Raw genomic sequence first — 2,502 nt, 5'->3', positions numbered from 1 at the left:
TGGGTTGACACTATTCGCTGCAGAATAACTGCTGTATTTATAACTGTTTTTATGAATCTCAAAGTGTAAATGATTTCCGAACGAGTTTCCTGTATTCCCAACTGTTCCAATCTTCATACCTTTAGAAACTGTCTGACCACTTTTTACCGAAAGGCTGTTCATATGAGCATAAACGGTTACGTATTTTTGATTCTTTAGACTATGTGAAATCATAACGTGTTTACCATATGCACCGCTGTTTTTAGAGGTAGTGACTTTTCCACTCGCAGAAGCATAGACGGGTGTGCCTTTTGTTGCAGCTAGATCAACGCCATTATGGAATGTATAACCGTAAGCGCCATTAGATTTTCCGTATCCTTGGGTCAGCCTCCCTTTAGTAGGAGAAGCAAAAAGAGACTCATTATACGTCATTTTTTTTGCAACGTGGCTCTTATATTTTTTTAGGTAAGAACTATAGATATACCGTGTGTTCCCTTTGTAAAGTACTTTTGTCCAAGCTCCTTTTTTTCCTAAATAAGAAAAAGTCTGACCAGTGTTAGTCACGCCGACTATATTGTAATTGAGAGAAGGACCAGTCCGAACACGGAGATCGTCTGTCTTTACTTTTACTTTATATGCACTACTTGCTTCAACTTTTGGGCTATGCATTGAAAAAGTTGTTGTGAGTAAGACGCTAGAAGCGATAAGTATTACCTTGTTTTTCATTAGTTGTACTCCTTTAAAGATAAAGATACGGTGACAAACGATTTGTTAAAAGGAGTATAGCATCACTATATTACAAAAAAGTGTATCAAATTCATTTCAAAAATTGATACGAGATTTAATCAAAAAATGCATAGTTTTTTCACAAACAGATTTTATGATTAAAGTTAAACACATTTCTTTTTTATACATCTTAAAAAAAGATTTATTTTTTAGAGTTCGGGAGGAATTTGATGGAGTTATCTTTTTTGTTAGCTTTTGGGGCAGGGTTTTTATCTTTTATCTCGCCATGTTGCCTAGCTTTGTATCCTGTTTTTCTATCTTACATTACAGGAATTTCAGTTACAGAGTTAAAAGAAAATAAAAAGTGGAACTGGAATGGTGTTCCCCATACATTCGTTTTCTTACTTGGATTTTCGAGCGTATTTTTAGTGATGGGTTTTTCAACGTCATATTTGGCTGATTTTTTTATAGTGTATAAAGATGTTCTACGGATGAGCGGTGCACTTATTTTATTCATATTCGGTGTTATTTTAACTGGTCTGTGGACCCCAATATTTTTACTTAAAGAGCGAAGAATGAACTTAGGAAAAAGAAAGCGTGGTTATATCGGAACGTTTATTGTCGGAGTCGGATCGGCTGCTGGATGGACTCCTTGTACAGGACCAATCCTCGCTGGAGTTATTGCTTTGATCGCCACGAATCCTAGTAATGGATTTTTATATATGCTCTTTTATGTACTAGGTTTTTCTATTCCATTTTTCTTGATGTCGTTTTTGGTCGGGAAATCCAGATACTTAATGAATTATTCTTCAAAGGTTATGAAAATAGGTGGCTGGTTTATGATTTTATTAGGTATCATATTGTATTTCGATGGTCTGACGAAACTAACTACAATATTGATTGATTTTACAGGGTTTAGAGGGTTCTGACGCTCTATTTTCTATTTCGAAAGGAGATGCATCGTAAATGTCTCGTGAAAATGTCCTGATAATGGGAGTAGAGGAAAACTGGAAAGTGATGGAGAACATAAAACAACTTAAACCTGTAAGTATAGATATTCATATTTCTTCAAAAGAAGGATGGGTTCGAAAGCTATTTCCTGATTTTAAATATTTTGATTCATTTTCAAAAAAAGAATCAGAAGAAGGGTATATTAGTAATCTGATTGAATATTGTACTTCTCAAGAAATAGGCTGGATTATCCCTTTAAGCGAACAAGAAGCATCTACGTTATCAAAACATAAGTTGAAAATGAGAAAAAATAACGTAGCGTTTATAACATCCTTTGACTGGGATAAAACAGTACTTCATGATTCATTTTCGGTTCAAGGTAATACTTTCACTTATTCTTTTGACCAGATAAAGAATGCGCCTGAAGGTGTAAAGGTGGGGAAAATTGATGCATATGTCGATTATCGATCTAGTGAAGTGATTTGCTGTTTTATGAGAGAAGAGTATGAACGGTACCAAGATACTGTTCTTTCATACGAGGTGTTTGCCAACTCGATTTTAGAGGAGTGCGTAGCAATAATTGCTCAAAGGCTTAATATAAAGGGTTCTTTTTCTTTCGATTATCAACGTGATTCGGAGGGAATGTATACGATTACAAAAATAGAATGTTTCATGACGCATTCTACTCGTGAGGCTATTTTTAGTGATTATGATTTCGCTAATTATTTGTGGAGCAATATTCAAGGAATTGTCCTTTTAAAAGAATCAAATGATAAAAGCTCTTTTGTGTATCGCCTAAATGAAGAATACTTTCTTTTCTAAATCTCAACAGTTTGTTTTTATATG

The 2,502-nt window shown here is 34.5% G+C and carries 3 protein-coding genes; 2 read left to right on the top strand and 1 reads right to left on the bottom strand.

The annotated features are described in order from the left end of the window. Positions 1–705 (bottom strand): peptidoglycan DD-metalloendopeptidase family protein (locus KNQ08_RS16700; RefSeq protein WP_214806347.1); only part of this gene is annotated, 705 nt, incomplete at its 3' end. Positions 706–935: 230 nt separating this feature from the next. Here KNQ08_RS16700 and KNQ08_RS16695 point away from each other — a divergent pair. Next, the gene (locus tag KNQ08_RS16695) at positions 936–1,634 is read left to right on the top strand and encodes a cytochrome c biogenesis CcdA family protein (protein WP_034786404.1); all 699 of its coding nucleotides are present in this window, start codon (positions 936–938) and stop codon (positions 1,632–1,634) included. Between the two features lie 37 nt (positions 1,635–1,671). Further along, the gene (locus tag KNQ08_RS16690) at positions 1,672–2,478 is read left to right on the top strand and encodes a hypothetical protein (protein WP_050678844.1); all 807 of its coding nucleotides are present in this window, start codon (positions 1,672–1,674) and stop codon (positions 2,476–2,478) included. The last annotated feature ends 24 nt before the right edge of the window (positions 2,479–2,502 follow it).

This window comes from Exiguobacterium sp. s46 (assembly GCF_018618875.1).
Lineage (GTDB): Bacteria > Bacillota > Bacilli > Exiguobacteriales > Exiguobacteriaceae > Exiguobacterium_A > Exiguobacterium_A abrahamii.
The sequence above is the reverse complement of the archived record's forward strand: the minus strand, read 5'-3'. Positions and strand labels throughout refer to the sequence as shown.

Bases quoted from the DNA above. Each gene is read 5' to 3' on its own strand.
- KNQ08_RS16695 (WP_034786404.1), top strand. From the start codon at position 936: ATGGAGTTATCTTTTTTGTTAGCTTTTGGGGCAGGGTTTTTATCTTTT.
- KNQ08_RS16690 (WP_050678844.1), top strand. From the start codon at position 1,672: ATGTCTCGTGAAAATGTCCTGATAATGGGAGTAGAGGAAAACTGGAAA.